Source organism: Rubrobacter marinus, from assembly GCF_011492965.1.
GTDB classification, from domain to species: domain Bacteria; phylum Actinomycetota; class Rubrobacteria; order Rubrobacterales; family Rubrobacteraceae; genus Rubrobacter_F; species Rubrobacter_F marinus.
This window is the reverse complement of record NZ_CP045121.1, coordinates 2,545,495-2,569,707: the sequence shown is the minus strand read 5'-3', so window position 1 is coordinate 2,569,707 and position 24,213 is coordinate 2,545,495. Positions and strand designations below refer to the sequence as shown.

General features: G+C 70.8%; 23 protein-coding genes and 5 pseudogenes. 12 read left to right on the top strand and 16 right to left on the bottom strand.

Features of this window, described 5'->3' with window-relative positions; all coding sequences use genetic code 11:
• Positions 1 to 3 precede the first annotated feature (3 nt).
• From GBA65_RS23240 to senB, 8 genes and pseudogenes are all read right to left on the bottom strand, one after another.
• Complete coding sequence (locus tag GBA65_RS23240; RefSeq protein ID WP_207955761.1) at positions 4 to 189, bottom strand: hypothetical protein; 186 nt, start codon at positions 187 to 189, stop codon at positions 4 to 6.
• Positions 186 to 1,373, bottom strand: a complete 1,188-nt coding sequence (locus GBA65_RS13240; RefSeq protein WP_207955760.1) for an MFS transporter — start codon at positions 1,371 to 1,373, stop codon at positions 186 to 188. The genes GBA65_RS23240 and GBA65_RS13240 overlap by 4 nt, the downstream gene beginning before the upstream one ends.
• A gap of 115 nt (positions 1,374 to 1,488) precedes the next feature.
• Positions 1,489 to 2,100, bottom strand: a complete 612-nt coding sequence (locus GBA65_RS13235; protein ID WP_166396948.1) for an NADPH-dependent FMN reductase — start codon at positions 2,098 to 2,100, stop codon at positions 1,489 to 1,491.
• 43 nt (positions 2,101 to 2,143) lie between these two features.
• The gene (locus tag GBA65_RS13230; RefSeq protein ID WP_207955759.1) at positions 2,144 to 2,590 is read right to left on the bottom strand and encodes a MarR family winged helix-turn-helix transcriptional regulator; all 447 of its coding nucleotides are present in this window, start codon (positions 2,588 to 2,590) and stop codon (positions 2,144 to 2,146) included.
• Positions 2,587 to 2,907, bottom strand: a complete 321-nt coding sequence (locus tag GBA65_RS13225; protein ID WP_166396947.1) for a luciferase domain-containing protein — start codon at positions 2,905 to 2,907, stop codon at positions 2,587 to 2,589. The genes GBA65_RS13230 and GBA65_RS13225 overlap by 4 nt, the downstream gene beginning before the upstream one ends.
• A gap of 77 nt (positions 2,908 to 2,984) precedes the next feature.
• A complete protein-coding gene (locus tag GBA65_RS13220; RefSeq protein ID WP_166396946.1) occupies positions 2,985 to 3,923 on the bottom strand; it encodes an AEC family transporter in 939 nt (312 codons plus the stop codon).
• A 133-nt stretch (positions 3,924 to 4,056) separates the two neighbouring features.
• Positions 4,057 to 5,093 (bottom strand): annotated as a pseudogene (gene selD, locus GBA65_RS13215) (selenide, water dikinase SelD).
• 13 nt (positions 5,094 to 5,106) lie between these two features.
• Positions 5,107 to 6,066: a selenoneine biosynthesis selenosugar synthase SenB gene (senB, locus tag GBA65_RS13210; RefSeq protein ID WP_166396945.1), complete on the bottom strand. Its 960-nt coding sequence runs from the start codon at positions 6,064 to 6,066 to the stop codon at positions 5,107 to 5,109.
• A gap of 114 nt (positions 6,067 to 6,180) precedes the next feature.
• Between senB and senA the strand changes: the two genes are divergently transcribed.
• Together senA and GBA65_RS25855 are read left to right on the top strand one after the other, a co-directional pair.
• The gene (gene senA, locus GBA65_RS13205; RefSeq protein ID WP_207955758.1) at positions 6,181 to 7,515 is read left to right on the top strand and encodes a selenoneine synthase SenA; all 1,335 of its coding nucleotides are present in this window, start codon (positions 6,181 to 6,183) and stop codon (positions 7,513 to 7,515) included.
• A gap of 163 nt (positions 7,516 to 7,678) precedes the next feature.
• Positions 7,679 to 8,722 (top strand): annotated as a pseudogene (locus GBA65_RS25855) (ResA-like WAxxUGC motif-containing protein).
• Between the two features lie 10 nt (positions 8,723 to 8,732).
• Here the strand turns inward: GBA65_RS25855 and phnE are convergent.
• The 7 genes and pseudogenes from phnE to GBA65_RS13155 all read right to left on the bottom strand — a co-directional run bounded on the left by phnE (position 8,733) and on the right by GBA65_RS13155 (position 13,909).
• A complete protein-coding gene (phnE, locus tag GBA65_RS13195; RefSeq protein ID WP_166396943.1) occupies positions 8,733 to 9,575 on the bottom strand; it encodes a phosphonate ABC transporter, permease protein PhnE in 843 nt (280 codons plus the stop codon).
• Complete coding sequence (locus GBA65_RS13190) at positions 9,556 to 9,735, bottom strand: hypothetical protein (RefSeq protein WP_166396942.1); 180 nt, start codon at positions 9,733 to 9,735, stop codon at positions 9,556 to 9,558. The genes phnE and GBA65_RS13190 overlap by 20 nt, the downstream gene beginning before the upstream one ends.
• Positions 9,736 to 9,751: 16 nt before the next feature.
• A complete protein-coding gene (locus GBA65_RS13185) occupies positions 9,752 to 10,387 on the bottom strand; it encodes a phosphonate ABC transporter ATP-binding protein (RefSeq protein ID WP_166396941.1) in 636 nt (211 codons plus the stop codon).
• 1 nt (position 10,388) lies between these two features.
• Positions 10,389 to 11,059: pseudogene (phnD, locus tag GBA65_RS13180) on the bottom strand (phosphate/phosphite/phosphonate ABC transporter substrate-binding protein).
• A gap of 539 nt (positions 11,060 to 11,598) precedes the next feature.
• A complete protein-coding gene (locus tag GBA65_RS26535) occupies positions 11,599 to 12,108 on the bottom strand; it encodes a LysR family transcriptional regulator (RefSeq protein ID WP_407691093.1) in 510 nt (169 codons plus the stop codon).
• 213 nt (positions 12,109 to 12,321) lie between these two features.
• A complete protein-coding gene (locus tag GBA65_RS24430) occupies positions 12,322 to 12,921 on the bottom strand; it encodes an alpha/beta hydrolase (RefSeq protein ID WP_228281976.1) in 600 nt (199 codons plus the stop codon).
• Entirely contained in the window at positions 12,833 to 13,909 is a 1,077-nt protein-coding gene (locus GBA65_RS13155) for a ring-cleaving dioxygenase (RefSeq protein WP_207955755.1), read from the bottom strand. The genes GBA65_RS24430 and GBA65_RS13155 overlap by 89 nt, the downstream gene beginning before the upstream one ends.
• Before the next feature lie 100 nt (positions 13,910 to 14,009).
• Here GBA65_RS13155 and GBA65_RS13150 point away from each other — a divergent pair, with 100 nt between their 5' ends.
• The 10 genes and pseudogenes from GBA65_RS13150 to GBA65_RS13110 all read left to right on the top strand — a co-directional run bounded on the left by GBA65_RS13150 (position 14,010) and on the right by GBA65_RS13110 (position 23,172).
• On the top strand, positions 14,010 to 14,615 hold the full coding sequence (locus tag GBA65_RS13150) for a glycerol-3-phosphate responsive antiterminator (protein WP_166396936.1): 606 nt from the start codon (positions 14,010 to 14,012) through the stop codon (positions 14,613 to 14,615).
• A gap of 226 nt (positions 14,616 to 14,841) precedes the next feature.
• Positions 14,842 to 16,365 carry a glycerol kinase GlpK gene (gene glpK / locus GBA65_RS13145; protein WP_166396935.1) on the top strand — a complete coding sequence of 508 codons (1,524 nt, stop codon included), beginning with the start codon at positions 14,842 to 14,844 and terminating at the stop codon, positions 16,363 to 16,365.
• Positions 16,366 to 16,375: 10 nt separating this feature from the next.
• Positions 16,376 to 17,375: pseudogene (gene dhaK, locus GBA65_RS13140) on the top strand (dihydroxyacetone kinase subunit DhaK).
• Between the two features lie 357 nt (positions 17,376 to 17,732).
• Positions 17,733 to 18,665: a hypothetical protein gene (locus GBA65_RS13135; RefSeq protein WP_207955754.1), complete on the top strand. Its 933-nt coding sequence runs from the start codon at positions 17,733 to 17,735 to the stop codon at positions 18,663 to 18,665.
• Positions 18,666 to 18,918: 253 nt separating this feature from the next.
• Positions 18,919 to 20,325: an acyl-CoA synthetase gene (locus GBA65_RS13130; RefSeq protein ID WP_207955753.1), complete on the top strand. Its 1,407-nt coding sequence runs from the start codon at positions 18,919 to 18,921 to the stop codon at positions 20,323 to 20,325.
• 52 nt (positions 20,326 to 20,377) lie between these two features.
• Positions 20,378 to 20,954 (top strand): annotated as a pseudogene (gene dhaL, locus GBA65_RS26530) (dihydroxyacetone kinase subunit DhaL); the annotation flags it as partial.
• Positions 20,955 to 20,968: 14 nt separating this feature from the next.
• Complete coding sequence (dhaM, locus tag GBA65_RS13120) at positions 20,969 to 21,367, top strand: dihydroxyacetone kinase phosphoryl donor subunit DhaM (RefSeq protein WP_166396934.1); 399 nt, start codon at positions 20,969 to 20,971, stop codon at positions 21,365 to 21,367.
• A gap of 100 nt (positions 21,368 to 21,467) precedes the next feature.
• On the top strand, positions 21,468 to 22,058 hold the full coding sequence (locus tag GBA65_RS23225) for an FAD-dependent oxidoreductase (RefSeq protein WP_207955751.1): 591 nt from the start codon (positions 21,468 to 21,470) through the stop codon (positions 22,056 to 22,058).
• Positions 22,059 to 22,106: 48 nt separating this feature from the next.
• Positions 22,107 to 22,559, top strand: a complete 453-nt coding sequence (locus tag GBA65_RS23220; protein WP_207955750.1) for a glycerol-3-phosphate dehydrogenase C-terminal domain-containing protein — start codon at positions 22,107 to 22,109, stop codon at positions 22,557 to 22,559.
• 103 nt (positions 22,560 to 22,662) lie between these two features.
• Entirely contained in the window at positions 22,663 to 23,172 is a 510-nt protein-coding gene (locus tag GBA65_RS13110; protein WP_228281307.1) for a ferritin-like domain-containing protein, read from the top strand.
• Between the two features lie 169 nt (positions 23,173 to 23,341).
• Here GBA65_RS13110 and GBA65_RS13105 read toward each other — a convergent pair whose 3' ends face one another.
• Positions 23,342 to 23,977 (bottom strand): SDR family oxidoreductase, encoded by a 636-nt coding sequence (locus GBA65_RS13105; protein WP_166396933.1) that lies wholly within the window; start codon positions 23,975 to 23,977, stop codon positions 23,342 to 23,344.
• Between the last annotated feature and the right edge of the window lie 236 nt (positions 23,978 to 24,213).

The window sequence follows — 24,213 nt, the reverse complement described above, 5'->3', positions numbered from 1 at the left end:
CTCCTAAGAGCCCTTCGCCCCTCGCCCCTTCCCGCCGCCCCTGATCCAGAGCGCGGCGACGATCGAGACCACGAGCGCGACGCAGACCATGAGGAAGGCGTCGGAGAAGGGCGCGGCCCCGAGGCCGTAGAGCGGGTTGAGGGCGCCGGCCCCCGCGTCGCTCCTCGCCGCGAAGAACGCCCCGATCACCGCGGGCCCCGTCCCCCGCCGAGAAAGAAGAGGCCCTGGAAGATGCCGATCCCCACCCCGACCTCCTCCCTGGGCAGGACGGCCTGCGCGGCGTTGTTCGTCGCGGAGTTCGCGAAGGCGAACCCGGCCCGAAACCGAGCATCCCGAGGGAGACCAGATACGGGGAGCCCCCGCCCGAAGGAGGAGAGGAAGAGCGCCGAGACCAGCATGCCCCGAGCCCGGCGAAGATCGGCGCCCGGGCGCCGACGCGGTCGGAGAGGCGCCCGGCGTAGGGGAGAGGAGCGCGAGCGCGACCGCCCCGGCGCGAGCACGAGCCCCGCCCGCGCGGGCGAGAGCCCGTTGACCTCCGAGACCAGGAGGGGCACGAAGACGAGGCTCGTCACGTTCGCGAGCATCGAGAAGAACCCGACCGCCACCGCCGCGACGTACGGGCCGTTGCGGAACAGGTCGGGCGGGGCGAACGGATGGGCGGCGGTCCGTATCCGCAACGCGAACCCGACCGCCGAGACCGCCGACACCAGGAAGCTCCCCCACGAGGAGGGCGAGCCGAACCCCTCGACCTGCCCCTGCGTCACCCCGAAAAGGAACAGCCCGGCCGCCAGCCCGAGCAGCACCCCGCCCGGCAGGTCGAACGAACGCTCCCCGGAGGGCCTGGTGTGCGGCAGCACGAACCACGCGCCGACGACCAGGAGGGCCGCCAGGGCGAGGGAGGCGTAGAACAACGACTGCCAGCCGGCGAACCCGGCCAGGGTACCGCCCACGACCGGCCCGACGGCCGCCCCGACCCCGACGCTGGACAGCACGAGCCCCAGGGCGTACCCGCGCTCCCCGGGCGGCAGGAGCTTCGCCACCGAGGCGCTCGCGAGCGCGGGGATAGCCGCCCCTCCCGCCGCCTGCAAGATGCGTCCGAGGACCAGCACCACGAGGTTCGGCGCCAGCGCCCCGACCAGGGACCCCACCGCGAACGTGACGAGCCCCAGCGTGAACGTGGAGCGCAAGCTGTAAAGGTCCGAGATGCGCCCGTAGAGCGGGATGCCCACGGCGTAGACGAGGAGGTAGCCCGTGATCACCCACCCCACCTGCCCCGCCGACGCCCCGAACTCCCGCCCTATGACGGGCACGACCACGTTCACCATCGAACTGTTCAGGACCGAGACGAAGACCGCCGAGATCAGGACGAGCAACAACAACCTCGTCGAGACCCGACGTTCGCCTCTCTCGCCCGGGGGCGCGCTGTTCTCCGTGATGTCGGCTTCTCCTTCCGAATCGAATGGGACCTCTACTGCCCGGCCGGACCTCTCAGGCGGAGGCCCGGAGCACCCGATCCTCCTCGGGCGTGAGCCTCGACGCGAGGTCGACGACGAGACGCCCCAGGCCCTCCAGTTTCTCCCCGTACCCGTCGTCGGTTATGTTCCCGTCGCCGTCCGAGAACTTCCACGCCCTCGGAACGGAGACCATGAGCGGCGCCACGGTCCCCCTGAGGGCGTGAACGACGTGGACCATCGCCCCGTTGGCGTTGGACCCGGCCATCTCCCCGCCGGCCGTCGAGATCAAGCCCACGACCTTGCCGTCGAAGTAGGGCCTCTCGTCCCCGCCGAGAAACTGCGCGAAGTCCAGCGCGTTCTTTGTTATGCCCGCGAGCGTCCCGTGGTACGCGGCGGTGCTGAGGATCAGGGCGTCGGCCCCGCGCATGGCCTCCACCAGCCGCCCCACGCCCTCGCCGTACCCTTCCAGGGGCCTCCCGGGCTCGTACATCGGCAGGTCGAGCTCCTTGAGGTCCAGAAGCTCTGCCTCCGCCCCGGAGTCTCGCGCCGCCCCGAGCGCCCGGCGGAGCGCCCCGAGGCTCGACGAGCCCTCGCGCAGCGTCCCGCCTATGCCCACGACCTTCAATTTTCCGTCTTTCGAAGTCATGTTCGTCTCCCGTAGATAAGATCGTCGGAGGAAGAGCGAGCCCCTAGCCCGCGCTCAGGTTCTCCCGGACGCGGACGAGGAGGCCCTTGAGCCCGTGCTTCTCCTCCTCGCTCATCCCCTCGAATGCCCGCTCCTCGACCCGCTGCCAGAGGTCCTCGACGGGACGCCGCAGGTCGCGGCCCTTGGCCGTGAGGCACACCCGGAAGCTCCGGGCGTCCTCCGGGTCCCGGCGGCGCTCCAGGAGGCCGCAAGCCTCCAGCCTGCCGAGCATCCTGCTTACGGTCGGGGGCTCGACGGCGAGCCGGGCGGCGAGCTCGCCGCCCTTGAGGCCGTCCTCCTCCCAGAGCTCCCGCAGGACCATCTCCTGGCCGGCGTGCAACCCGACCTCCGCGAGAGCGGCCCCGACGCTCCCCCGGTGCGCCTTGCACGCCTTCGCCAGCGCGAAGCCCGCCGTCTCCCCGATGCGGCCCGTCCCCCCGGTCTGGATCAAACCCTCCCCCTGGCCTGGAGCCGCTCGTAGTTCATTCGGAACAACTCCAGCGCCCCCTCGACGTCCTCGGGCCCCCGGATGCGGTAGCTCGTCCACCCGGTCTCCGGCAGGACGTGGTGCTCCTCGGCCTTGCCGGCCGCCACGAGCTCCTTCCTTACCCTCACCGGGAACGGCAGGTCCGCCAACCGGTCGCCGTGCAGGTGCCCGATCTCGTGCCCCCGAACCCGAAACTCGATCCCGTTGAACCTGTGCGGCTTCGACTCCACCCCCGGCCAACCCCGCAGCTCCCGCTCGATCCTCTCCGCTATCTCACCCATCGCCGCCTCCCTTGACCGTATTTATTTAGCCAGCTAACTAATTGTAGGACTCGGCATGGGGATGTCAAGGTGGGGGGTCAGGCGGGGTTCAGGAGGGCGAGGAGGACGGAGACGGTGACGACGGAGACCGAGGTAGAGACGAAGATCGCGCTGGAGGTCCGTTCGACGTAGGTGTCGTACTGGCGGGCGACGATAAAGACGTTGGCGGCGATGGGGAGGGCGACCCCGAGGGTCGAGGCGACCGCCCAGAGCGGGTCCACGCCGAAGACGAGGGTGGCCGCGAGCCAGAGGGCGGCCGGGTGGACGAAGAGCTTGAGGAAGGTCATGTAGGAGACCTCGGCCGCGCCGGAGACGGAGCGGCTGGCGAGGGTGGCGCCGAGGGCGAAGAGGGCGCAGGGTCCCGTCGCGGCGGCGAGCAGGTCCAGGAAGCCGGCGACGGTGCCCGGCAGGGCGACGGGGCTCGCCGCGGAGAACAGGAGGCCCGCGAAGATGGAGACGATGATGGGGTTGCGGGTGAGGGCGGCGAGGGTGGAGCCGACGTTGCCGAGGGTGCTCCCCCCCGCGCCCTTGCCGGCCGTGATGATCGCGATGGCGATCGGGATCAGGAGCACGCCGTCGATAATCAGCCCCACGACGATGGGGAGCGCGGCCTCCTGCCCGAGGGCAGTCGAGATGAGGGGTATCCCCATGTAGCCCGTGTTCGGGAGGACCGCCGCCAGCCCGAGGACCGCGGCCTCGCCCTTCCCGACCCCGAAGAGGGCCCTGCCGCCCAGGGCGGCGAGGCCGAAGAGCGCGAGGCTCGTCGAGGAGTAGGCCAGGATAAAGGGGAGGTTCAGGACCTCCCCGATCGGCGAGGCCGACATCAGGGAGAAGAGGAAGGCCGGCAGGGCGAAGTAGAAGACGAACGAGTTCAGGCCCGCCGCGCTCCTCGTGTCCAGGACCCCGAAGCGCGCCGCGCCGTAGCCGCAGAAGATCAGGGCGAAGAAGGGCAGCACGGTGTCGAGGATCGTAGCCATCAGCCCTCAGAGGGCGCCGCGCGCTTCACGCCGCCCGTTCCTGTCCCGAACGCGGCGCTTCCGACGTGTAACAGGTGCATCCTCGAGAGAAGTCTTCGCGGCCGGAGCGGGATCTCGCCGGCGGCCGGAAGCCCTAGACGACCCGTATGCCGGGCTCTTGGACGACTTCGCCGACGACCTCGGCCGTCTCCCCGCGTTCCCGGAGGGCGCGGACGTAGCGTTCGGCCTCCTCCGGCGGGCCGAGACGAGGAGGCCGCCGCTCGTCTGGGGGTCGTAGAGGGGGAGTAGGGCACCCTCGTCCACGCCGTCGGCGGTGACGTAGTCTCCCAGGTAGGTCCGGTTGTTCTTCAGGCCGCCGGGGTAGTGACCCTCGGCGGCGAGCTTCTCCGCCCGCTCCCAGACCGGGACGTCGAACCTCTGGACCACCGCGCCGACCTCCGTCGCCCGCAGCACCTCCGCGAGGTGGCCGAGGAAGCCGTAGCCCGTCACGTCCGTGGCGGCGGAGGCCCGAATCTCACCGAGAGCCTCGCCCGACGCCTTGTTCAGGTGCGCCGCCGTCTCGACGGCGTCCTCGATCTCGGCCTCGGAGAGGATCTCCCTCTTCAGGGCGGTGGTGAGGATGCCGAAACCGAGGGGTTTGGTGAGGACGAGCCGGTCTCCGGGCCTCGCGCCGGCGTTACGGACCACCCTGTCCTCCTCGACGAAGCCGGTGACGGAGAGGCCGTACTTGGGCTCGTCGTCCTGGACGGAGTGGCCGCCGAGGAGCCGGGCGCCGGACTCCTCTATCTTCGAGGAGCCGCCTTGCAGGATCTCCTTGAGGATCGAGAGGTCTAGCGAGCCCGGGAAGCCGACGAGGTTCATCGCCGTGATCGGTTTGCCGCCCATCGCGTAGATGTCGGAGAGGGCATTGGCGGCGGCGATCTGGCCGAAGCGGTAGGGATCGTCCACTATGGGCGGGAAGAAGTCGACGGATTGAAGGAGCAGGCCGCCGCCGAACGGCACGTATCCCGCGTCGTCCTTCGTCTCCATGCTGCTCACGAAGCCGTTCACCGAGGGCGACCCCGGCGCCAGCTCTCCAAGTACCTGCTCCAGGACCCCTGGAGCGAACTTGGACGCTCAGCCGGCTTTCTGCGAGTACTTCGTCAGCCTGATGCGTGCCTTCTCGTCCACGCGCCCGAGTATACTACCCGGCCCCTCGTCCAAGCTCCTCTACCAACGCCGCGAGCGCCGCCCGCTCCCGTTCGGGCTCGACAAGGTAGGCTCGCGCGGCGCAGCCCTTCACGAGCGAGGAGTAGAAGGCCTCGTCACCCTCGGCTCGTCCGAGCTTCTCGGCCAGGGCCTCCTCGTCGCCCGGCGTGAAGTAGCCCGGGTAGTCCTCGTCGAGCATCCCGACGTTGCCGGGGATGCGCGAGGCCAGAACCGGGACGCCCGCCGCCAGAGCCTCGGAGACGACGTTCGCGCCGCCCTCCATCAGGGAGCTCTGTACGAGCAGGCGGGACCTGCCCAGAAGCCGTCGCGCCCGCCAGCGCGGCACCTCCCCGATCCAGCGGTAGCGCGGGATCTCCGCTTCCAGGCGGCGGGCCCGCGCGGCGAGGTGGGCGTCGTAGGCCTCGCCCGCGTGGAGGACGCGCAGGCGGGAGGAGTGGGGGAGGAGCCGGGCGGCCAGGGCGGCGCGGAAGGGGTCCTTCTCGGCCCGGAGGTTCCCGATCACGCAGGCGTCGAAACGGGACTCGACCGGCTGCTTGCGCGCCATCGGCTCGGCCGATTGGTAGACGACGCGCGCCTTCGCCCCGTGGCGCGGCTCCAGCTCTTCGAGGCCCTTCTCTTGAAGGAGGATCAGCCGCGTCGCCAGCTCCAGGGACTCGCGCGCGTCCTCGTCGGTGCGGATGTCCCGGTACAGGTCCGTCCCGGTCAGGGCGACGACCAGAGGCTTGTCCGGGTGAGCCGCCCCGAAGCGCTCGATGGAGGGGTGGCTTCGCCGGGCGTGCAGCGCGATCATCAGGTCCGCCTGCCCCCCGGACCAGTCCTCCTCGACCCGCACGCGATGCCCCGTCTCCCGCAACAAGCGCGCCCAGCGCGCGGCCGTGGTCCCGTTGCCGCTGCGGGTCCGCGGCCCCCGCGGCGTTACGACGGTGATCTTCAAGCCATCCCCACGATTCTCATCGCTGCGTATTTATGCACGACTCGGACCGGCCGGGTACACCTTCGGGCCCATAACCCGTCCTCGTTGCGCTACGATGCAGCGGGCCGGTCGAGGATGATGAGGGAGGACGCGGAGGCCATGCGCGAGGAGACTAGGGAGAGGGTCGACGGGCTCGTGGAGATGCTCGTGGACTGCCGCAGGCGGACGCTGGAGCTGGTCTCCGACCTCTCGGACGAGCAGATGCTCGGCCCGCAACTGCGCATAGTGAACCCGCCCCTTTGGGAGATAGGGCACCTCGCCTGGTTCCAGGAGCGCTGGAACCTCAGGCGCATCACGGACGAGCGTTTCGAGCCCTCGAAGATCCTCCCTCAAGCCGACGAGCTCTACGACTCGATGGAGGTCGCGCACGACACCCGCTGGGACCTCCCCCTGCTCTCGCGCGGGGAGAACCTCCTGTACATGCGACGCGTCCTCGACGAGACCCTGCGCAAGATCGAGGCCGGAGGCCCCACGCCGCAGAACGCCTACTTCGCGAGGCTCGCGGCCTTTCACGAGGACATGCACGGCGAGGCCTTCACCTACACCCGCCAGACGCACGCGCTCCCGGCGCCCCCCATCTCCGGGTACGACCCGTCCGTCCTCGACGACGGGCCCGCGGGCCCCCTCGCGGGCGACGCCGAGGTCCCCGGCGGCGAGTTCGTTCTCGGGGCCGACCGGAACCTCCCGTTCGTCTTCGACAACGAGAAGTGGGGCCACCCCGTCGAAGTCGCCCCGTTCCGCATCTCGCGTGCCCCCGTCACGAACGAGGAGTTCGCCGCGTTCGTGGAGGATGGCGGCTACGGGGACGGCGAGCTCTGGAGCGAGGCCGGAAGGCGGTGGCGCGACGAGGCGGGCGACGTTTTCCCCGTCTACTGGTCGCGCAAGCCGGAGGGGCTGTACGCCAGATCCTTCGACACGACGGAGGCCCTCAGCCCCCACGCGCCCGTGATCCACGTGAACTGGTACGAGGCCGAGGCGTACTGCCGCTGGGCGGGGAGGCGGCTCCCCACGGAGGCCGAGTGGGAGATGGCCGCCTCGGGAGGGGACCCGGCGGGCCGCAAGCGCCTCTACCCGTGGGGGGACGAGCCCCCGGGCCCGCGCCACGCGAACCTCGACGGTCGTCTGCTCGGCCCGGCGAACGTGGCGGCGTTCCCCGAGGGCGACAGCGCGTTCGGGTGCCGCCAGATGATCGGGAACGTCTGGGAGTGGTGCGCCGACGACTTCGGCCCGTACCCCGGCTTCGTCCCCGACCCGTACGCCGACTACTCCGAGCCCTGGTTCGGCGACCACAAGGTCCTCAGGGGCGGCTCCTGGGCGACGAGGGGCCGCATGCTCCGCAACACCTGGCGCAACTTCGCCACGCCCGATCGCCGCGACATCTTCGCCGGCTTCCGCACCTGCGCCCTCTAGCCCCCGGTCGCGCGAAGGGGCCGGGAGGCCCTCTTGCTATAATGCCGCGCTCGAAAGGGAAGGGGACGCTCATGGCCGTAGTGCCGCCCGTCGACAGGGAGGACGCGGCGCCCGAGGCGCGTGCCGCCCTCGACACGCCATCTTTTTCCGGGAGGAACCAGCATTGATCATCGAAGGCCCGCGCGTCGACCCGGCCGAGCTAGAACGTCGCACCGGCTGGGCCATAAAGCCCGAGGGCGCCTGCAAGGACGAGCGCTGCGTCCTGCTGCCACCGGGGGAGGACGAGAGGCTGCAAGCCCGCGTCCTCGCCGAACGCCTCGGGATGCCCCTGGTGCGGGACGACGTGACGGGCCTCCTCTGCCTCGGCCCCGAGGCCGGCGGCCGGGCGCTGGCGAGCACCGAGGCCCCGGACCTGACGCTCCCCGACCTCGAGGGCATGCCCTTCCGCCTGAGGGCCTGCGCGGCAGAAAGGTCCTGCTCTACGCCTGGGCCTCGTGGTGAGGGTGCCGCTTCGACCTGCCCGGGTGGCAGGAACTGTACGCCGAGCTCAACCCCGAGGGCTGGAGATCGTCGCCGTCGCCCTCGATAGCGGGGGCCGGAGGCCGCACGGCCCTGGTACGAGCGCGCCCGGCCCGGCTACCTCACGCTCGTCGACGAGTCCCACCTCATGGACGAGCTCTTCGGGATCGTCAACGTCCCCAGCGCGCTCTGGATCGACGAGGAGGGCACGATAGTCCGCCCGCCCGAGCCGGCCTTCCCCTGGCGCCCGCCCTTCCTGGACCGCGAGATCCCCAAAGGTGCCTCGCCGCAACTCGTCGACCGCCTCACCGAGGCCAAGGGGGTCCGCGTCGAGCACGAAAAATACGTGACGGCCCTGCGCGACTGGGTCCGAAACGGCCCCGAGAGCCCCTACGCCCTGGACCCCGACGAGGTCATCGCGCGCAGCCGCCCGCGCCCCTTCGAAGAGGCCAAAGCCGCCGCCCGCTTCGAGCTCGGCCAACACCTCCACCGCGAGGGACGCGCCGACCTGGCCGTGGCGCACTTCCGGGAGGCCCATCGCCTCCAGCCCGACAACTGGACCTACAAGCGCCAGGCCTGGAGCCTCACGAACCCCGACCAGGGCCCGACGGAAGAGTACGAGGGCGACTGGGTCTCGGACGTCCGGAAGATCGGTGCCGAAAACTACTACCCGCGCCTGGAGATGTAGCGTCCTCGAACTAGTCCGCTAGCCTCCGCCGCACCGCCGCCGAGAAGCGGTCGACGAGGAGCACGACCAGGATCGTCGCGCCGACGAGGGTCGCCACCTTCGGGTAGTCGAAGAGGTTCATTGAGATCAGGATCTGCTGCCCGATCCCCCCGGCCCCGACGAACCCCAGGATGGTCGCCGAACGTATGTTGCACTCCCACTGGTAGAGCGTCAGCGAGGCGAACCCGCTCATCGCCTGCGGGAGCCGTCCGAACAGGAAGGCCTGAAGCCCCGTCGCCCCCGTCGCCCTCAACGCCTCGACGGGCCGTGAGGGGACGGCCTCCAGCGTCTCGCTGTAGAGCTTGCCCAGGACGCCGGCGGAGTGCACGGCGAGGGCGAGCATCCCCGGGAACGGCCCGAGCCCCAGGGCCACCACGAAGACGAGCGCCCACAGGATGTCCGGGACGCTCCGGAAGACGTTGAGGACGAACCGGGCGGCGTGGTAGGGGACGGCTGCGAGGGCCCGCTCGCCCCGCGACGCCCCGGTTGCCATCTCCTCGCGCGTCCCGAGCGCCGCGAGCGGGAAGGCGACGATCGCCCCTATGAGGGCGCCGAGAAACGACATCTGGAAGGTCTCGAGGAGGCCCACGCCCGTCGCCCGCAGCGTGGCGGCCGAGAGGTCGGGCGGGAACATCTCGGAGACGAACCGTTCGACCGCGCCGCCCCCGGAGAGGAGGTCGACGAGGTCGAAGCCGACGCCGTAGGCGCTCCACCCGGTGAGGCCGAGCAGGACGAGCACGCCAAGGCTCGCGGTCCAGGAGAAGCGCGGTACCGCCCCCCCGAGCCCCGGGGCGCTAGTGGGCCGAGACGCCATCTCGTCCCTCCGCCACGCGGATCGGCTCCCGCCTCCGCGGCGCCCCTTCCTCCCGCTCCGCGCGCCTCCCGTCGCCCTCGTAGACGGCGGCGAGGAGCCGGTCCGTAAGGTCCTTCGGCTCGCCGTCGAAGACGACCCGTCCCGCCCGCAGGGCCACCACGCGGGGAAGGTGCGCGCTACCTCGACGTCGTGCAGGTTGACGAGCAGCGTCGCGCCGCCGCGGTTGAGCTCCAGGAGCGCCCCATCACCCTCTCGGAGGTTACGGGATCGACGGCGGCGAAGGGCTCGTCGGCCAGGATCAGGCCGGGCTCCTGCACCAGGAGCCTCGCGACCGCGACCCGCTGCTGCTGCCCCCCGGAGAGGTCGGCCGTCCTCGCGCGCACCCGATCCCCGAGCCCGACCCGCTCCAGCGCCCCGCTCGCCTTCCGCGCTAGCTCTGCGTCCGGCCCGAGAATCAGCATCCTCATCGTCGCCGACCTGCCCAACGCTCCGACCTCGCCCAGGGCCGCGTTGAGGCCGGCGGAGAGCTGCGGGACGAGGTTGTATGCCTGGTGTATCGTCCCGACCCGCCGCCGCTCCGCCCCGAGCTCGCGCCCGGACAGGGAGTAGAGGTCCCGCCCTCCCACGGCGACGGTGCCCGAGTGGAGCGGGACGCTCCGGGTCAGGGCGCGAAAGAGCGTGGATTTGCCCGCGCCGCTCGCCCCGATCACGGCGAGCCCCTCGCCGGGCCGGACGGAGAGCGTGACGCCGTCCAGCGCCGCCCTGCCGCCGAAGCGGACGCCGACGTTCTCCAGGGAGAGGCCCCGTCCCAAGCTACTGGCTCTCCGTCAGGAGGTCCAGCTCGCGGGCCTGCTCCTCGACGTAGTCGTAGTCCCCGGCCTCGACGCGCTCGTAGCCCTCGGCGCCGAGGAGGTCGAGGAGGTCGGGGTCCTGCATGCTCAGGTAGGCGTCGGTGATGGCGCCCTCCAGGTCGTCGGGGAGCTCGCTTCGGACCACCCAGGGGTAGCCCTGGATCGGGTCGGACTCCTCGATCACGCGCACGGAGCCCCCCTCGATCACGCCCTCCTCCTCGAGCCTGTACAGGATGCGGTCCTCGATCCCGCCCGCGTCGACCCGCCCGCCCGCCACCGCCTGCGCGGTCGCGTCGTGCCCGCCGGTGTAGGTGACCTCGCCGAGGTCCGTCCTGTAATCCACCCCGGCCTCCCTCAGCATGATCGAGGGGTAGAGGGAACCGGAGGTCGAGGAGACGCTCCCGAAGGCGAAGTCCCGGCCCCGAAGCTCCGAGACCTCCCGGACCGGGCTCTCTTCGGGCACGATGATCACCGACCGATAGGTGGTGTCGTGGGTCCTCGGGTTGATCTCCGTGACGAGCGGATGGACCTCCGCCCGCTCCCGGGCCTGCACGTACGTCAGCCCCCGAAGTACGCGAGGTCCAGCTCCCCGGACGCCATCGCCTCGACCACGGCGCTGTAGCTCGCCGGCACGGAGAGCTCGACCTCCGTCCCGAGCTCCCCGGAGAGGTACTCCCGAGCGGCGCGTACTCCGCCTCGACCTTCTCGGGTTCTGGTTAGGCACCAGCCCGACCCGCAGCGGCTCCCGCGCCTGCGCGTCGGAGCCTCCCTCCGGGCGCCGCCGCACCCCGCCGCAAGAACGGCGAAGAGCGCGAAGGCTACGGCGGCGAACGAACGCTTTGTCAAGAAAGCTCCCTCCTACCCGGGTTCTCGGTACACAGCCCCACGAACGCCTCCGCTGCGGGCGAGAGGGGCCTGCCGCGCTCCACGAGCAGGACGAACGGGCGGGAGAAGCTCACCCCCGAACGTCGAGGCGCTCCACGGGGGCCTGCGCCCCGAGGGTGCGAGCCGGTATCACCCCGATCCCGCCCCGCCGCGACCGCACCCGCGACGGCCGCGTTGGAGCCGAGCTCCATCGCCACCGCCGGCCCCCGACGCCGGCCCTCGCGAGCCCTCCTCGACGGCCAACCGCGTCGCGGAGCCCTTCTCCCGGAGCACGAACGAGCGCCCGTTCAGGGCTTCGATGCCGACCGGCCCGCCGACGAGCGGGTCGGAACGGGCGGCGACGGGGACGAGCTCGTCCTCCTCGACCACCCGCCCGACGAGCCGCGGGTGCTCCGCCGCGCCCCCACGAGCGCCACCTCGACCTCGCGTTCGAGGATCAGGGCGACCGTCTCCTCCGTATCCGCCACGCGCGCGTCGAGCGTCACCTCCGGGTACCGCCGGGAGTACTCCGCTGCGAGCTGGGGAGGAGCAGCTCCCGGGCGTCGAAGAGACCCGACGGCGAGACGCCCGTGCGGGCCGGCGTGCCGCGACATCCCTCCTCGAGCTCCGCGACCGCGCCGAGGACGCGTCGAGCGTGCCCCGCCAGACCTTCCCCGCGGGCGTCGAGCGCATCGGCCGCCCCGCGAGACGAGCGCGACCCCGAAACGCTCCTCCAGCGCGTGCAGGTGGTTGGAGACCGCCGGCTGCGTCATCCCGAGCTCGCGCCCCGCCGCCGACAGCGAACCGTGCTCCAGCACGCACAGAAAAACCCGAAGTCCTTGCAGGCTCACCCCATAACGTACGCAAAGGTATCACTCGCTGGTTATCGGAGCAATAAGACCGTCTTTGGGTGACGAAGGGGCGGTGGCTATCGAGCCCACGGCCGAGGCCGGAGGGGCGGGAGCTCGGCGGCCGGCCGGTACCCGGGCGCCGCGCGGAGGCGGCGCCCGGGGACGAGATGACCGTTCGGGCTAGGAGGGCTTGGCGAGCACGCCTTCAAGCCACGATCGGGCGGCGTCGACCTCCGGGCGGCCTATGCCGTGGCCGCCGGGCTGCCAGTCGAGGGTGACGTCAGCGCCGGCTTCCTCGAGGAGGCCCGCGAGCCGTTCGGTGTTGTCGGCGGGGACTATGGGGTCGGAGCGGCCCGCCGCGAGGTAGACCGGGGTGCCCGAGAGGTCGGGCGTCGGGTCCGGTTCGAGGGGGACCATCGCCCGGAGGAGGACGGCGCCGGCGAGGAGGCCCGGGTGGAGCAGGAGCAGGCTCGCCGCGATGTTCGCCCCGTTCGAGAAGCCGACCGCCCAGACGCGGCCCCGGTCGATCCCGTACTCGCCCGCGGCCTCTTCGACGAAGCCGGCGAGCTCGTGGGTGCGGCGGATCAGGTCTTCCTCGTCGAAGATCCCTCGGCGAGGCGCCTGAAGAAGCGGGGCATGCCGTGCTCCGAGACCTTGCCGCGCGGGCTGAGGAGGGCGGCGCTGCCGCTGATCATGCGTCCGAGGGGAGGAGGTCGTCCTCGTTGCCCCCGTGCCGTGCAGGAGGAGCAGGGTGTTCGGGTCGTCCCCCTCGGCCGGCACGAAGCGGTGCGCGAACCCCGAGAGCTCGTTCGCCACGGCTAGAGCGCCTTCTCTTGCGGGAGACGGACGGGGGGAGGCTCGCCTCGATGCGGTCGCGGTGCCTCTCCAGCCAGGGCGGGAGCTTCAGCTCCTCCCCGAGGTGCTCCGGGTCCTCGTCGACGGCGAAGCCGGGCGGGTCGGTCGCGATCTCGAAGAGGACGCCGCCGGGCTCGCGGAAGTAGATGGAGTGGAAGTACTGCCGGTCGAGGACGGGGTGACGTCGAGGCCGCGCGTCTCGGCCTCGGCGCGCCAGGCCTCCTCGGTCTCGTCGTCCGGCGCGCGCCAGGCGACGTGGTGCGTCGTCCCGACCGCGGTCTGCCCCGCGCCCCGTCCGGCACGGGGACGACGTCCGCGAAGGTCTCGCCCCTTCCGTGGCGTACCGGACGCGGCCTTCCTCCTCGCCGACCTTCTCGAAGCCCAGGAAGTTGGAGAGGAGCTCCTCCGTCCGGGAGGGGTCGGCCTCGAGGAGGGTGACGCCCGAGATCTTGCGGACCGCGTGCTCCGTGGGCACGGTGCTCCCCGCCCACGAGCCCGATGCCGCGTCCAGCCCGGGCCGCGCCACGATCTCGATCCCGAGGCCGTCCGGGTCCTCGAAGGTGAGGACGGTCTCGTCGAAGCGGCGCGCCGGGGCCCCGAAGCGGACGCCGTGCTCGACGAGGCGCTGCGTCCAGTAGCCCAGGGAGTCCTCCGGCACCGCGAACGAGGTAGCCCCGATCTGGCCGGCCCCGCTCCGGCCGCGCGGCGCCCCCGGCCAGGAGAAGAAGGTCATGATCGTGCCGGGGTTTCCGCCGGCGTCCCCGTAGTAGAGGTGGTAGGAGCTCGGGTCGTCGAAGTTCACCGTCTTCTTGACGAGCCTGAGCCCCAGGATACCCGCGTAGAAGTCCACGTTGTCTTGCGGGTCGCCGGCTATGGCCGTGACGTGGTGCGCCCCCGCGAACTTTATAGCCATCTCTTCTCAGCCTCCGCTCCGTGTACAGACGTACGATCGGGTTGCAGTCTAGCGTAGCCCGAGGGGTTCGAAGGCGGGCCGGAGGTGCTATGGTCCGGGCGTGAAGAGGACGAACGGCGCGCGGGACTTCTTCGGGGAGCTGCGGCTCTCGCCCGTCATCCCTGCCGTGAGGGGGCCGGACGGCGCGCTGCGCGACGCCCTTTCGGGGCCGCACGCGGCGGTCTTCGTCCTCGGCGGCGACGTCTTCCGCGTGCTCGAGCGGGTAGAGGAGGCCGGACAGCGCAAGAGGCCCGCCGTGTGCGTCAACGTGGACATGGTCGGGGGCGTCTCCGCCGACGCGAGCGGGCTGCGGTTCCTCGCCGGGAGGGTCGAGGGGATCATCTCGACGCACCGCCACGTCGTCGAGCTCGCCAAGGGCCTCGGCCTCGTCGCCATCCAGCGCCTCTTCGCCATCGACTCCGGCGCCGTCGAGCGTGGGACGCGCCTGATCGGGCGGGCGGACCCCCACTGCGTCGAGATACTCCCCGCCCTCGCGCTGCCCGAGGTCCTCGCCACGCACCCCGGGCTCCTCGAACGCCCCGTCCTCGCCGGCGGCCTGCTCAAGAGCGAGGACGACGTCGCGGCCCTGCTCGCCGCCGGAGCCTCCGGCGTCTCGACCAGCTTCGAGGGGCTCTGGCGCCCGCGCGCGCTACGTCGGCGCCATTAAACCTTCCGCTTGACGCGGATTTTTGGCCCGCGTAGAGTGTCGGCGAGAAAGACAACAAGCTTCGCGGGCACAGAGACATAAGAGAGAGCCTCGCACGGGATAGGAAGCGCCGGGCCGGGAGACCGGCCGTGGCGACGTCCGTGTGGGGCTCTTGCGCTGGGAGGTGAGGCCGGAGAGCGAAGCGCGCGGCGTCGGTCGTAAAGGGAAAGGGACGAAAGGACGGGGTATGGCAGGGGATTACGTTCTGGCGATAGATCAGGGGACGACGGGGACGACGGTCCTCATCTTCGACCACGCGGGCGCGCTCGTGGGGAGGGCTTACTCGGAGTTCACGCAGCACTACCCGAGGCCCGGCTGGGTGGAGCACGACGCGGACGAGATCTGGCGCGTCTCCATGCGGGTCGTCGGGGAGGCCCTGGGCGACGCCCAGATCAGCGCGCGACAGCTCGCCGCCATCGGGATCACCAACCAGCGCGAGACGGCCGTGATGTGGGACCGCAACACCGGCGAGCCGGTGCACAACGCGATCGTGTGGCAGGACCGGCGCGGGGCGGCCCTGTGCACCGAGCTCTCCGAGGCCGGAAACGACGGGATGGTCCGCGACAAGACCGGCCTCACCATCGACGCCTACTTCTCCGGCTCCAAGATCGCGTGGATGCTCGACAACGTCGAGGGCTTGCGCGAGCGGGCGGAGCGCGGCGAGATCGCCTTCGGCACCATCGACTCCTGGATGGTCTACAAGCTGACCGGCGGCCACGCCCACGTCACGGACTACTCCAACGCCTCGCGCACCCTGCTCTACAACATCTACAACCTGGAGTGGGACCGAGACCTCCTCAACCTCTTCCGGGTGCCCGACGAGATCCTGCCCGAGGTCAGGCCGAGCTCCTACGTCTACGGCAACACCGACCCCGGCGCCTTCTTCCAGGCCGAGGTGCCGGTCGCGGCCGTCATAGGCGACCAGCAGGCCGCCCTCTTCGGGGAGGCCGCCTACACCAAGGGCCTCGCCAAGAACACCTACGGCACCGGCTCCTTCGCCCTCATGAACACCGGCCCCGAGCCGATGAAGAGCGAGGGCGACCTCCTCACCACCATCGCCTGGGGCATCGGCGACGAGCCCGTCGAGTACGCCCTCGAGGGCGCCATCTTCATCACGGGCGCCGCCGTGCAATGGCTGAGGGACGGGCTCGGCATCATCAAGAACGCGGCCGAGACCGAGGAGCTCGCCCGCAGCGTGGACTCCAACGACGACGTGTACTTCGTTCCGGCGCTCGTCGGCCTCGGGGCGCCGCACTGGGAGCCCTACGCCCGCGGCACCATCGTCGGCCTGACCCGCGGCACCACGAAGGCGCACCTCGCGCGGGCGGCGCTGGAGAGCATGGCCTACCAGACCAAGGACGTCGTCGACGCCATGGAGAAGGACTCGGGGATAAAGCTTCCGGGGTTCAGGGCCGACGGCGGGGCGGCCGCCAACGGCTGGCTCATGCAGTTTCAGGCGGACATCCTCGGGGTTCCGGTCGAGGTGCCGGAGATCACGGAGACCACGGCCCTCGGCTCTGCTTACCTCGCGGGCCTCGCCACCGGCTTCTGGGACGACCGCGACGAGCTCGCCGCGAAGTGGAAGCTCGCCAACCGCTACGAGCCCCAGATGAGCGACGAGGAGCGCAACAGGCTCCACGGCCGCTGGAAGGAGGCCGTCGAGCGCTCCAAGAGCTGGGCGCGCGAGGCCGTCGAATCGCCGCTCGGTTAGGGGGGGCGAGATGAAGAAGGTCATCAACGCCCCGGAGAACGTGGTCGCCGAGATGCTCCGGGGCATGGAGCTCGCCCACGGCGGGATGCTCCGCGTCATCCACGACTTCGGCGTCGTCGTCCGCGCCGACGCCCCGGTCCAGGGGAAGGTCGCCCTCATCAGCGGGGCGGCTCCGGGCACGAGCCCACCCACGGCGGGTACGTGGGCCCCGGGATGCTCGACGCCGCCTGCGCCGGCGCCGTCTTCACGAGCCCGACCCCGGAGCAGATGCTCGAGGCCTCCAAGGCCGTCGACGGCGGGCGGGCGTGTTCTACGTCGTCAAAAACTACACCGGCGACGTCCTCAACTTCGAGATGGCCGGGGAGCTCGCCGAGGCCGAGGGGATCCAGACGGACTACATCATCGTCAACGACGACGTCTCCGTGGAGGACTCGACCTACACCACGGGGCGGCGCGGGATCGCCGGCACGATCTTCGTTCACAAGATCGCCGGGGCCGCCGCCGACGACGGCAAGGACCTCTCGGGGGTCGGGGAGATAGCTTCCAGGGTCAACTCCAACCTGCGCTCCATGGGGATGGCGCTCACGAGCTGCACCCCGCCCGAGTCCGGCGAGCCCATCTTCGAGATCGCCGACGACGAGATGGAGATCGGGATGGGCATCCACGGCGAGCCCGGCATCGAGCGCAAAAAGATAGAGCCGGCCGACCAGATCGTGGACGAGATGCTCGAGAAGATCCTCGGCGACAACGTCGACTTCTCGGGCTCCGAGGTCGCCGTGATGATCAACGGCCTCGGCGGCACCCCGCTTATGGAGCTCTACGTCGCTTACGCCCACGTGGCGGACGTCCTGAAACGCGAGGGGGTACGGGTCTGGCGCATGCCCTACATCGGCGAGTACATGACCTCGATCGAGATGGCGGGCTTCAGCATCTCGCTCCTCAAGCTCGACGAGGAGATGAAGGGCTACCTCGATGCGCCTTGCAGCGTGACCGCCGGCAGACCTTTCTAGGGGCGTCGTATTGATGCGGAGACGGACGGAGGGGCGCCCCAGCGCGCCCCCTACGTCCACAGGTACCCTGCCCCGGACCCGCGCCGTACCGGAGCTTCGAGGATCACGGGCGGCAGGGGGCGACCCTGCCGCGGCCCGGGGCGAGGCAGGGGCACGCCTGGCAGACGACGGCCGGACGCCCCGCGAGGACGCCGGTCGGGTAGTACGCACGAGCTTGCCGGAGGGTAAGGCTTCGAGGCCCCCGCGCGTCTCGGTTTCGAGATCGGCCTGGCCCGCTGCCGGCCCTTTCTTGACCGGCGTCGAGGGCGTAAATATTCTTCCCGCGGGATCTCGGGGAGGCCAAAAGGAGGTTGTGTCGTGGATTTGAGTTTGACGATCTTGCTCGCCGCGTTTGCGGGTGGCTTGTTCGGGGCGGCCATAGGTGGTCTGCCGGCGTTCGTGTTTACGGGCTTCGCCGTGCTCGTGGGCGTCGCCGCGGCGGTGGGGGGGAGCGACTTCGACATCATCACCAACGTGGCGTTCGGTCCGGTCTTCGGCCCGCACGTCGCCTTCGCCGGAGGAGCGGCGGCGGCGGCCTTTGCGTACAGACGGGGCCGACTGGAGAACGGCCGCGACATCGCCGCGCCGCTTGCCGGTATCAACGACCCCATAACGCTCATCGTCGGGGGCCTGTTCGGGCTGGGGGGCTACGTCTTCCAGCAGCTCCTGGTCGGCCTCAACGTGGCCGGTTACACCGACTCCATAGCCTTCACGGTGGTCGTCTCCGCGATCGTGGCCCGGCTGGCCTTCGGAAGGACCGGCGTGTTCGGTAGCCTGGACGCCGAGGCGCGCCAGCGCGGCCGGTTCGAGCCCGCCGGGGACCGGGTCTGGGTGGATTACCAGCAGGGCTTCCTGCAGGCCGCCATCCTCGGTCTCGGCGCCGGACTGCTCTCGGCCTGGATCGTCACGGCGTTCACCGAGGCCAACCCCGACTACGCCGCCGCCGCCGGGGTGCTCGGCTTCGGTATCTCGGCCGCCTCCCTGCTCCTGCTGCAGACGGGCTTCTCGGTGCCGGTCACGCACCACATGACGCTCCCGGCGGCCGTCGCGGCAGGGGCCATCCTCGCGATCGGCGGTTCGCCCCTGCTCGCCTTGCTCCTCGGCGCCGCCGCGGGGATCGGCGGAGCGCTCGTGGGCGAGACGTTCAGCCGCCTGTTCCTCATCCACGGCGACACCCACATCGACCCGCCGGCCGGCGCGATCTTTATCATGACGTCTATCGTCATCATCGTCGGGTTGTTTATCGCCTGACACGGGGACGCCTCCTGCGCACGGTGCTCGACTTGCCGGGGCGCAGGGGATCGCGCGGCCGGCCTCGTGAAGACGCTCGCACGCAGCGTCGCAACCGGTTAGGAGGAGGGCTTGAAGGAGACGGGGGCTTCGTCCCACCCCTCGGGGCGGTACGGGCCGGGGGAGGGGCGCGGCCGGCCTCGGTCGTCGAGGCCTTCGTCCGCCATGCGACGCGGGCGCCGCAGGGGACGTGCCTCCTCTTCGAGGGCGACCGATGGAGCTACGAGCGCCTGCGCGAACGGGCCGAGGGTTCGCGCGGGCGCTGAGGGGATCGGGGCTCTCCAGAGGAGATCGCGTCGCCCTCTTCCTCGGTAACAGCCCCGACTTTCTCGCGGCCTACCTCGGCACGCACCTGGCGGGCGCCGTGGTGGTGCCGGTGAACACCGCGTACAAGAGGACCGAGCTGCGCCACATCTTCGAGGACGCCGGCGTCCGCCTCTGCCTCACCGACGGGGAGCGCCGGCCCGAGCTCGCAGGGGTGCGCGGGGACCTCCCGGAGCTCGAGACCGTCGTGGAGGTCGGCGAGGACCTGGAGGTGTTCCTGAAACGGGCGGGCCCGTACGAGCGGGAGCTCCCCGGCGGCGACGACCTCGCGACGATCGCCTACACCTCGGGGACCACGGGGAGGAGCAAGGGGGCGATGCTCCTCCACCGCAACCTCGTCGCCAACGTCCGGGCCGTCTGCGAGGCGTGGCGCTGGACGCCCGAGGACCGCCTGCTCCTCACCCTCCCGCTCTTCCACACGCACGGCCTCACCGTCGGGGCCCACGGCACGCTCTTTACGGGGGCGAGCGCGGAGCTTCACCGCAGGTTCGACGCCGGCAGGGTCTACGACGCGCTGCTCGCCGGCGAGACGACGATGTTCTTCGGCGTGCCCACGATGTACGCGCGCCTGTTGCGGGAGGCGCGCGCCCGCGACGAGCGTCCCGGTCCGCTACGGCTGTACGTGGCCGGGAGCGCGCCGTTGAGCCCGGGGGCCTTCGCGGAGTTCGAGGAGCTCTTCGGGGAGCGCATCCTGGAGCGGTACGGGATGACCGAGACCGGCATGAACCTCACAAACCCCTACCACGGGGAGCGACGGCCGGGCACGGTCGGGGGGCCTTTCCCGGGGCAGGAGGCGCGGATCGTCGGCGTGAAGAGCCGCGAGGTTCTGGGGCCGGAGGAGGTGGGGGAGATCGAGGTGCGCGGGCCTCACGTCTTCGCGGGCTACTGGCGGCGCCCGGACGCGACCGAGGAGAGCCTGGGGGCGGACGGCTGGTTCCGGACCGGCGACCTGGGCTCGGTGAGCGAGGACGGCTACTACACGATCACGGGAAGGGCGAAGGAGTTGATCATCTCCGGCGGATACAACGTCTACCCGCGCGAGGTCGAGGAGGTCCTGGAGGGCTGCCCCGGCGTCGCCGAGGTCGCCGTCGTGGGGCTCCCGGACGAGGAGTACGGCGAGAAGGTCGCCGCGGCCGTCGTGCGGGACGACCCCGCCCTGGAGGCCGAAGCCGTTGTCCATTTCTGCCGGGGGGACCTCGCGGGCTACAAACGGCCCCGCGAGGTCGTGTTCGTCGATGAGCTCCCGCGCAACGCCCTGGGCAAGGTGCAGAAGCACCTCGTGCGCGAGGGCTCGTAGAAGGGGAGGCTAGTTGAGCGCGACCGAGAAGACGCTCGCGGTGGTGAGGGAGATGGCGTCTGCGATGGAGGAGCACCGGCGCCACCTGACGAAGCTGGACTCCGAGATCGGGACGGCGACCACGGCAACAACATGCATCGCGGCTTCGGCGCCGCCCTCGAACGCCTGGACGGTGCGGAGCCCAAAACCCCGGCCGACGCCCTCAAGGCCGTCTCGATGGCCCTCATAAGCAAGGTCGGCGGCGCCGCGGGCCCACTCTACGGGACGGCCTTTCTGCGCGCCTCGTCGGCGCTGGCGGGGAAGGAGGACCCTTCGCCCGGGGACGTCGCGGAGGCGCTGGAGGCGGCGGTCGGCGGGGTGAAGCAGCGCGGCAAGGCCGAGGTGGGGGACAAGACGATGGTCGACGCCCTGGAGCCCGCCGCCGGAGCCGCGAGGGAGGCCGCGTCCTCCGGCGCGGGCGCGGGGGAGGTTCTCCGCGCGGCGGCGGAGGCGGCGAACGGGGGGCGGAGTCGACGGTCCCCCTCACCGCGAGGAGGGGACGGGCAAACTACCTCGGGGAGCGGGCCGCGGGCCACATGGACCCGGGGGCGCGCTCCTCGTACCTGCTGCTCGATGCCGCGGCGCGGGCGCTGGGGCGTAGGGCGTGGTCGGGTTCGTGCTCGTCTCCCACAGCCCCTCCATCGCGGAGGGGACGGCGGAGCTCGTGCGCCACATGGCCGGGGAGGTCGAGGTCGTGGCCGTCGGGGGGGATACCGACGGTGGCCTCGGGACGGACCCGGACGGCATCCTCGCCGCCGTCGAGGGGCTCGGGACGGACGAGGTCTTGGTTTTCATGGACATAGGCAGCGCGGTGCTCTCGGCCGAGACCGTGCTGGACATGCTGGAACCGGAGACGAGGGAGAAGGTACGGCTCGTGGACGCGCCTTTCGTCGAGGGGGCCTTCGCGGCGGCGGTGCTCGCCTCGACCGGGGCCGACGCGGGGGAGTGCGTCGAGGCCGCGATGGAGGCCCGGACCGAGCCGAAGCTACACGAAGGGGAGTAGAGACGGAGCCCGGCGCGATGGAGGCCCGGGTGCCCGGGGATATCGCCCGATACCCCTTCGACCTCATCGTCGTGGGGCCGGGATAGCGCGCGACGCGGCGATGCGCGGCCTGCGCGTGCTGCTCCTCGACAAGGGCGACATCGCCAGCGGGACGACGAGCTGGTCCACCCGCCTCATCCACGGCGGGCTGCGCTACCTCGAATACTACGAGTTCTACCTCGTCCGGGAGTCCCTCTCCGAGCGCGAGAAGCTGCTGCGGATCGCGCCGCACCTCGTGAAGCCGCTGCCTTTCGTGGTCCCGACCTACGAGAGCTCCAGGCGCGGCCCGACGCTCGTGGGCCTCGGCATGTACGTGTACGACGCCCTCTCGCCGAGCAAGTCGATGAGCCGGCACGAGATGCTCTCCCGCGAGGAGGTCGTCGAGCGGGCGCCCGGCCTGAACACCGAGGGCCTCGTGGGCGCGGCGCTCTACTACGACGGGCAGGTCGAGAACGACGGGCAGGTCGAGTACGCGGAGAAGCTCGCCGTCGAGAACGCCGCCCTACGAGCCCGAGGGGTCGACGAGCGCCGTCACCCGCAGCCACATCATCCACGACCACGCGAAGGAGGAGCCCAGGATCGGCGGCCTCATCTCCATCGTCGGGGGGAAGCTGACGACCTACCGGAACCTCTCCCGCCAGACGGTCGATAAGGTCTACGAGAAGCTCGGGCGCCGGGCCCCTGGAGCCGCACGGCCAGCGTGCCGCTCGCCGGCGGAGAGACGAGCGACTTCGGGGCCTTTAGCGCCGGCTTCAAGCTGACGAGCGGGCTTACCGACGACCTGGCCGGGAGGATGCTGAAGCTCTACGGTACGCGCGCCCCCAACGTCCTCGCCGAGGCCGGGGACGACCACTCGCTGCGCGTGCCGCTCTCGGCGACGTTCACGCCCGGAACCGGGATCATCGGGGCGGAGGTCCTGTACGCGCTCCGCCGGGAGCTCGCCGTGACGCTCGGGGACGTGCTGCTGCGGCGCACGATGGTCGGGATGGGCCCGAAGGTCGGCCTCGACGTGGACCGGGCCGCCGCCAGGGTAGCGGTCGAGCACCTCGGCCGGACCGGCGAGAGGGCCGAGCGCGAGGTCGCCGCGTTCCGCGAGTACGTCCGCCTCTACAAGCCCAGGGACCTCCGGGAGATGCAGCCCGCCGGGGCCTGACAGGTGGGTTAAACGCGCGAACAAGTGTCGTGTTTTACGGTCGATTGCGCCGGGTAACGGTACAAATAACAAAAGCGTAAAGCAGAGATCAGGAGGTACCTCATTGGAGACTAACAGGGGCAGCGAGGGCATCCTCTCGCAGGAGATGACCGAGAAGCGCGAGGAGATCGTCGAGCTTCTGAAGACGGCGTACTTCATGGAGCTCGAGACGGTCATGAACTACGTCTCCGAGTCCATCAACCCCGACGGCGTCAGGGCCCAGGAGGTCAAGGAGTCGCTCGAGGAGGACATCACCGAGGAGCTGGACCACGCAAGGCAGTTCGCGGCAAGGATCAAGGAGCTCTACGGCGTCGTCCCCGGCTCGATGGAGTTCAGGGCCGAGCAGACCTTCCTGCAGCCGCCGGAGGAGCAGATCGACGTCGTCCACGTCATCAAGGGCGTCATCGACGCCGAGACGAAGGCTATCGAGCACTACACGCGCGTCGTCGAGGCGACGGAGGACTCCGACCCGGTCACCAACGACATGGTCATCGCCATCCTGCGCGACGAGCAGCAGCACCGCAAGCTCTTCGAGGGCTTCCTCCGCGAGTACGCGGCGGAGGGCAAGGCCTAAGAGCGTCTGGCTTTCGGCCGTCAGGACTTGGCGGTACAGGAGGGGCCCGGTCATCGAGACCGGGCCCCTCTTTCTGCGGTTTCGGGGTGTGGGAGGTCGCGCCGCCGGAAGCCTCGGGCGACCATCTGGCCCTTGGTGGGCCAGATGGTCGCTAGTCGGCCGCGACTTCCTACAACGCGTTCACGGCCTCGTCTATCGGTGTGTCGCCGTCCAGGACCTCGAAGGTCTTGCCGTGGGTGTTGGTCGCCGTGAGGGTAGCGAGGAGGACGCGGGCGGTGTCTTCGCGCGTGATCTCGCCGCGCCGTCCGAGCGAGGCCGCGGCGTCGACCCTGCCGGTGGCGGGGTCGTCGGTGAGGCGTCCGGGGCGCACGATGGTGAAGTCGAGGCCGCTCTCTCGCAGGGCGTCGTCGGCCTGGCCCTTGGCGCGCAGGTAGGGGCGCATCCCTTCGGAGCCGGACTCCGGGTCGTCGGCGCCCATGGCGCTGACCATGACGTAGCGGCGGACGCCGTGCTCCCCGGCGGCGTCGATGAGCTTCACGGCCCCCTGCCGGTCGACCGTCTCCTTTTTGGCCGCGCCGCTCCCCGGACCGCCGCCTGCCGTGAAGACGATGGCGTCGCAGCCCTTCGCCGCCGGGGAAGGGTCCCCTTCGAGGTCCGCCACTACGGGGGTGCCGCCGAGGGCTTCCATCTCCCCTGCCTGGGAGTCGTCCCGGATCATGGCCCTCGCTTCGTGCCCCGCTTCTGAGAGCAGCCGGACGAGGTGCCGGCCGACTTGGCCGTGCGAGCCCGCGACGAGCACCCTCATGGGTTCCGTACTTTCTCGTTCATCGTTGGATCCTCTCCTCGAACAGCCGGACGTCCGCGGGGATTCTACCCGTGGGGTCCCTCGGGGATAACGGACGCCCGGCGCGAGCGGGGACCTCGACGGCGCTCCTCGAAGCGGGAGGCTGAGGTATAATGCCGCCCGCAGCAAGATGGAAGATTTAGACCTCAGCCACAGATCCTGGACGCGCCGGGGGGCCCCGCCCGGAGGCGCGTCGT